This is a genomic window from Pantanalinema rosaneae CENA516 (assembly GCF_050753385.1).
GTDB lineage: Bacteria > Cyanobacteriota > Cyanobacteriia > Leptolyngbyales > Leptolyngbyaceae > Pantanalinema > Pantanalinema rosaneae.
In genome coordinates this window covers 1-6,159 of record NZ_JBLZFZ010000119.1, presented here as the reverse complement: position 1 = coordinate 6,159, position 6,159 = coordinate 1, and the positions used below count along the sequence as shown (strand labels likewise).

Here is a 6,159-nt window from a genome sequence, read left to right as displayed (position 1 = left end):
AGATGTGTATAAGAGACAGATCTCCCCTATCTCCCCTATCTCCCCTATCTCCTCAACCCCCGACCCGACTGCTCCACCTCCGATCGCCGTAATCGCAACTGAATATCCTCCAAAATCTTGCGATTGACCGACAGCAACTCCGCCACCAGCCCAAAAATCCACAACTGGAACCCGATCAAAATCAAAATTGCTGCCAGTACCAGACTGGGCACCCGCGCTCTTTCGGCTCCTTCCAGAAAAAACAGGATCAGCCAGCGCACTCCTAACAACGTGCCTAAGCTAAACGGGAGGCTACCGAGGGTCAGGAAAAACTGAAGCGGTCGATAGGTCATGAAGATCAACAGGATCGTCAGGATCGATCGCTTGATATAGGACGGAATGCTTTTTACCAGGCGGGAAGGTCGCAAATAACCATTCGTCCGAATCGGCACCCAGGTAATTGCCATCCCCCGTTGTCCAGCTTGGATGATGGTTTCCAGGGTGTAGGTGTACTCGTTAAACACATTCAGTTGCATCGCCGCTGTCCGACTAATCGCCCGGAAACCACTGGGAGCATCGGGAATATCGGTTTTGCTCGCCAACCGCACCACCCAACTGCCCAAACTTTGCAACACTTTCTTAATCGGCGAAAAATGTTTGATCTGGTGAATCGGTCGGGCACCAATCACGATCTCCGCCTCACCCCGCAAAATTGGTTCAATTAGCTTCGGGATATCGGCAGCGCAATACTGGTTATCCGCATCGGTATTAACGATAATATCTGCCCCCGCCTTGAGACAGGCTTCTAGCCCTGCCATAAAGCCCTTCGCCAGTCCCCGGTTATGCTCGAAGTTAACAATGTGATCGACCCCATTACTGCGAGCCACGTCCACGGTGCGATCGCTGCTGCCGTCATTAATAATCAGCCACTCCACCTGATCAACGCCTGGTAAGTGCCGGGGGAGTTCGGATAGGGTTAGCCCCAGGGTGGCTTCCTCGTTGTAACAGGGAATTTGAATAATCACTTTGGTCATGGGGCGACGATCGGCAGAGATGGGTGAGAATACCGTATGCAATTCTGACACACATCGCCTCGCCACAATGCGGTCTGCCTACGGCAAGGTGATTATGGATATTGTCTACCGCTTCTAGCCGATGGTTCCTGTTTTTTCTATCTATATGTGGATTCTGAGGCGGTCGTCAGTTCGTTAGGCTGCAAACAGCATGATGAGTTACGAGGCAGCAAGATGCGCGATCAAGCAGAACAGGAATTTAGCAGTCCTACAGATCAGGCAGATCTGGATGCCAGTCTGCACAATTTCGGTGCGCCGGTGGACGATGAAATGGAGTCGGATGTCGAGCCTGACACGGACTATGGAGATGTGCCGCAGGAATATACCGAATCTTATGGCACCGGGGTGCAGGATCTGCCGGGATACACCGCCGGGGGACGCACGATGCGGCAGCGCGATCGCCAGTTCAATGCTGCCGATCCGGATTTAACCGGGGGCGATATTGATGCCAATTACGAACAGGCCTATGCCGTGGGCGACGAGGCGGTGGGTGGCACTGTCGCTACTCCCGATCAGGATATTGTGGATGAACTGGGCGCGGCGGTAGGCTTGGAATTGCCCGATCGTGCCTTTCTCCGTACTAATGATCTGTTACAAGACCGGGACGATCGGCGGTGGGAACTGGATCCAAAGTCGTCTGAGGATTACTCCGATCGCCGGGATGAAGAGTAAAGTAGCTGAAACCTCCCCCTTAGCTCTGGCATAACGGCACGTTAACGTAGACGTTGAGGGGGCAAAGTTATGGTAAATTAGCACAAAATGATAGGTTTATTTACTTGTTGGACAAATATTAAGGAAGACAAATAAAGATTTACTTTGGTAGATCCAGCCTCTAGCATGGGAGGTTGAATGATCAATGCCTGGTATCAAGATTCATTTATGCCTGGGTAAGTAGCCAGCCCTAATGCCTTTACGCCGCCCCCTACTATTGCCCCAACGAACTCATAACGATTTATTTAATTCTGCTCCAACTCCTATTAATGGCTTAAGTCTGGAATTGAACCACTGCTCTTTAACCTTTTAATCCAATCCAGGTGAACGATCGCAGTTCGCCTTCTTGACTATTGACTAAACGTTGGGTTTGATTTAATCCCCTATTCTGGCTATCTAGCTGGCATTGATCTCGGATGGCCTGAGAATTCTGATTGAACAACCCCCTGACTTGCTGCAAGCGCTAGACGAGGAATACTGAGACGATGCAGGCACTACCGAAACGGGGCACAAACGGCAAATCCAGTTTTGCGGATCAGTCATTTGAACCCTCTCTTCAGCAATCGATTCAGCTACCGAACGATTTGCCTGAGCCTGATCCCCAGGGCTGCGATCGTGTTGCCATTTTCATTGATGGCTCTAATCTGTTTTATGCCGCCCTCAATATTGGCATTGAAATTGATTATGCCAAGCTACTGTGTAAACTCACCGGAAATCGCCGCCTGCTCCGAGCCTATTTTTATACTGGGATTGATCCCAATAACGATCGCCAACAGGGCTTTTTGTTGTGGATGCGGCGGAATGGCTATCGGGTTGTAGCCAAAGAGCTAGTGCAGTTTCCCGACGGTTCTAAGAAAGCGAATCTGGATGTCGAGATTGCCGTTGATATGATGACCCTGGCTCATTACTGTGACACGATGGTGCTGCTGAGTGGGGACGGTGACCTGGCCTATGTCGTGAATGCGATTACTTATTTGGGCACTCAAGTTGAAGTGGTCAGTTTACCCTCAATGACCAGCGAGAGTTTGATCAATGTCGCCGATCGCTATACGGATCTCAACAATATCTGCCAGGACATCCGCAAATAACTAGGATCGTGCCCTTAATTTATTGGCAATCTGTACGGGCGGGTTTAGCCGATCAATCTGCCCCTGCCGCTCCATTGATTGACAAAGTGCGCTTCTACCCAATCTCGCGATGGTTTAACTAACGCTATTTTTTGTCATCAAAAAATTCTTGCTGAAGTTTAACTAATTTTCTACTGAGACTTCATCAGGCTTTTACGCTTTCCAGAAAAAATCAGGGGATAGTGGGATATGGTAGTGCTAGAGAAGCAGGCAATCAGGTGCTACTAAAGCTGGTTTGTTTACTTAAAGAAGGCGGTTATGAGAATTACTTTCGTCATGGCAAGCGGCTTTAGCTTGACGGGTGGTGATCGCGTCATTGCTGGCTATGCCGAGCGGCTACAACAAAGAGGGCATGAAGTTCTTGTTGTTTCCCCGGATCCAAACCAACCAACTTTCAAACAACAGGTTAAGTCAATATTAAAAGGAGAAGGCTGGTTAAAAAAGCATCATAAGCAACAAAATCACTTCGATCGCACGATGGTTCCATGCAAACTTCTGAAAGAGCGTCGTCCCATTGTGGATAGTGATGTGCCTGATGCTGATGTCGTGGTGGCAACCTGGTGGGAAACTGCCGAGTGGGTAGCCAGACTATCGCCGCGTAAGGGAGCTAAAACGTACTTTGTGCAAGGATATGAAGTCTTTGACAATCTCCCTAAAGCTCGGGTAGAAGCAACATACTCCTTCCCGATGTATAAAATCACCGTATCCCACTGGTTACGCCATCTTTTGCAAACCAGGTATGGTGTCAGGGATATTTGCTTGATTCCCAATAGCGTTGATAGGACTTTGTTTCAAGCACCACCTAGAGGGAAACAGGATACCCCAACGGTTGGGGTAATTTATACTTATACTCACTGTAAAGGAACTGATATTAGCCTCAAAGCATTTGAGTTAGCCGCTCAGCGCATTCCTGATCTGCGGCTTGTGGTCTTTGGAGCCAAACCTACGGCTGATATCCCGCTACCGAGCAAAAATGTGGAGTATGTGTATCAACCGCCGCAGGATTTGATTCCGCAGCTTTATGCTCAATGCGATGCCTGGTTGGTTGGCAGTCGAGAGGAGGGATTTGGTCTGCCCATTCTAGAAGCCATGGCCTGTCGCACTCCAGTCATTGCCTGCCCAGCCGGAGCCGCTCCTGAGTTACTCCAACCCGGGGGCGGCATGTTGTTAAAGTCGGTGAATTCTGAAGAGATGGCACAGGCGATCGAGCAAGTTTGTCAGATGTCGGCAGTGGAGTGGCAAAGGATGTCTGATCTTGCCTATGCGACTGTAGCCCACTATAACTGGGATCATGCCACTGATTTGTTTGAAGCCGCCTTACAAACTAGTATTGAGTATTCTAAGCAGCAGCTTGCTCTGACCGGACAGACCCATCGAAAATTATGCTGAAGCACTGGTTACGCAAATGGCACCAAGCTCGGATTGCTCGGCTGTCGCGATCGTTTCAATGGGACGATCTCAAACGCTCCGCGATTGTTTTTTCTCCCCACCAGGATGATGAAACCCTGGGGTGTGGTGGCACGATCGTGCAGAAACAGCAGGCTGGAGCCGCCATCAAGATTGTCTTTATGACCGATGGTTCTGGTTCCCACAGCGGTCTGATGCCACCTCAAACATTAGCGGAGTTACGCCAGCAGGAAGCGATCGCGGCGGCTGAGCAATTGGGTCTACCCGAACAGGATGTGATTTTTTTAGGATTGCCCGACGGTGAACTCTCATCTCACCAGTCCACAGCGATCCAAAAGGTGACGGATCTGCTTTATCAGTATCAACCTGAAGAGGTCTATATCCCCTATTATCTGGAACCACATCCTGATCATGTTGCCACAAATACGGCGGTAATTGGGGCGTTGCAGGAGTATCGGCAAGCCGTCATGGTCTGTGAATATCCCGTTTGGTTCTGGTCTTACTGGCCGTGGGTCAACTTTTCGGGAAAAATCTGGGATCTAAAACTACTGAAATGGTTGCTGAAGGTGAATCTCAAGCTGATGCGTGACTTTCAACGCTCGATCGCGATCGCTGATATCCTGGATCAAAAGCGGCAGGCGTTAGAACAGCATGAATCCCAACTCAAGCCACTGGTACCTGATCCGAATTGGACGACATTACAGGATGTCTCAGATGGCATGTTTCTCGAATGTTTTTTCCAGAACTACGAGATCTTCCACTGTTATCGATTCCCCAACTAGCTGACTGCTCTCTGGGTTGGAGAATGGCATCATTTGATTATCAGGAACGGTTCGATCGCAGGAAACTTGCCTATAATGCAAGGCGATCGGGCGGCTAATTGGGAATTCTGGATCCCTGAAATGGAATGATTACAATTGAAGTAAGTTAGTAGGCCCTTGGCTTGCCTGGAATCCTATCGTTGTGTGTAGTTGTTCATGTTGAAATCGTTCTATCGTCGGCAACCTGTTGTTAGTTTTGTGGTTACCGCTGGAGCCGTAGATGCTGCGATCGGCGGGTTAACGTCCCATTGGTCACTCTTCCTGCTGGGATTAGGCACAGTTGGGGGCGCGATCGGAGTCAGTCTGTGGCAATGGCAAACCCGCAAACCGCTAGAAGTACCGGATCACCCGCCGGTTTATGTCCTACCGCCGCAATCATCTCGTCCGAGCCTCCCCATGTTAAGCATGACCAAAAAACAGCCACCCCGCTAACCCTCTGAAGTTGCTTTAATATCAGGACGATCGATGGTTCCTTCTATCTCATCCCCTTTATTAAAGATTGGTGAAGTTGCGGCCGCCAGTGGTCTACCGATTAAAACGATTCGCTACTACGAAGAAATTGGGCTATTAGCTCCAACGGTCAGGCGCTCTGAGGCGGGTTATCGACTGTTTTCTCAGGCAGTGCTCAACCGTCTAGTGTTTATTCGCCGGGTGCAGGGTTTAGGATTATCCCTAACGGAAATTCATGAGATTTTGCAGGTGCATGATCGGGGAGAACTGCCCTGTGGTGAAGTGAAATCGCACCTGGAAGCCAAACTTCAGGACATTCGGCAACAAATTGCTACCTTAACCGCATTAGAGTTGGAGCTAGAAGGTCTACTGTCTGGCTGGCAGGAACCTCTAGTCAAAACCGCGATCGTGCCCACCATTTGTCCCAATATTCCAACCCCATCCTGACAAAGGTTTAGTGACGGTCAATGCCCCCAGGTTCCGGCGATCACAGGCTGTTTGCCACCTGCTGAAACTGGTGACAGTGCTGGATGCCAAGGCTATCCGGAACTAAGGATTATTTGCCGCAAAGGTATTGCATTGTTCGGGATC

At 49.7% G+C, this 6,159-nt stretch carries 7 protein-coding genes; 6 read left to right on the top strand and 1 reads right to left on the bottom strand.

The genetic code is table 11. The annotated features are described in order from the left end of the window. Nucleotides 1-44 precede the first annotated feature (44 nt). The gene (locus tag ACN4EK_RS31750) at nt 45-1,064 is read right to left on the bottom strand and encodes a glycosyltransferase family 2 protein (RefSeq protein ID WP_431662447.1); all 1,020 of its coding nucleotides are present in this window, start codon (nt 1,062-1,064) and stop codon (nt 45-47) included. 96 nt (nt 1,065-1,160) lie between these two features. Here ACN4EK_RS31750 and ACN4EK_RS31745 point away from each other — a divergent pair, with 96 nt between their 5' ends. From ACN4EK_RS31745 to ACN4EK_RS31720, 6 genes are all read left to right on the top strand, one after another. Then, nucleotides 1,161-1,724: a DUF6335 family protein gene (locus ACN4EK_RS31745; RefSeq protein ID WP_431662446.1), complete on the top strand. Its 564-nt coding sequence runs from the start codon at nt 1,161-1,163 to the stop codon at nt 1,722-1,724. Nucleotides 1,725-2,248: 524 nt separating this feature from the next. Continuing rightward, nucleotides 2,249-2,851, top strand: coding sequence for a LabA-like NYN domain-containing protein (locus ACN4EK_RS31740; RefSeq protein ID WP_431662445.1), 603 nt, complete (start codon nt 2,249-2,251; stop codon nt 2,849-2,851). Nucleotides 2,852-3,148: 297 nt separating this feature from the next. Beyond that, nucleotides 3,149-4,279 carry a glycosyltransferase family 4 protein gene (locus ACN4EK_RS31735; RefSeq protein ID WP_431662444.1) on the top strand — a complete coding sequence of 377 codons (1,131 nt, stop codon included), beginning with the start codon at nt 3,149-3,151 and terminating at the stop codon, nt 4,277-4,279. Further along, nucleotides 4,273-5,079 (top strand): PIG-L deacetylase family protein, encoded by an 807-nt coding sequence (locus tag ACN4EK_RS31730; RefSeq protein ID WP_431662443.1) that lies wholly within the window; start codon nt 4,273-4,275, stop codon nt 5,077-5,079. The genes ACN4EK_RS31735 and ACN4EK_RS31730 overlap by 7 nt, the downstream gene beginning before the upstream one ends. A 195-nt stretch (nt 5,080-5,274) precedes the next feature. Then, entirely contained in the window at nt 5,275-5,550 is a 276-nt protein-coding gene (locus ACN4EK_RS31725) for a hypothetical protein (RefSeq protein ID WP_431662442.1), read from the top strand. Between the two features lie 33 nt (nt 5,551-5,583). After that, nucleotides 5,584-6,015, top strand: coding sequence for a heavy metal-responsive transcriptional regulator (locus tag ACN4EK_RS31720; RefSeq protein ID WP_431662441.1), 432 nt, complete (start codon nt 5,584-5,586; stop codon nt 6,013-6,015). Nucleotides 6,016-6,159 lie beyond the last annotated feature (144 nt).

What these genes read in the sequence shown, in the direction of transcription:
- ACN4EK_RS31740 (WP_431662445.1), top strand. Translation starts at nt 2,249, where the DNA reads ATGCAGGCACTACCGAAACGGGGCACAAACGGCAAATCCAGTTTTGCG.
- ACN4EK_RS31735 (WP_431662444.1), top strand. Translation starts at nt 3,149, where the DNA reads ATGAGAATTACTTTCGTCATGGCAAGCGGCTTTAGCTTGACGGGTGGT.
- ACN4EK_RS31730 (WP_431662443.1), top strand. Translation starts at nt 4,273, where the DNA reads ATGCTGAAGCACTGGTTACGCAAATGGCACCAAGCTCGGATTGCTCGG.
- ACN4EK_RS31725 (WP_431662442.1), top strand. Translation starts at nt 5,275, where the DNA reads ATGTTGAAATCGTTCTATCGTCGGCAACCTGTTGTTAGTTTTGTGGTT.
- ACN4EK_RS31720 (WP_431662441.1), top strand. Translation starts at nt 5,584, where the DNA reads ATGGTTCCTTCTATCTCATCCCCTTTATTAAAGATTGGTGAAGTTGCG.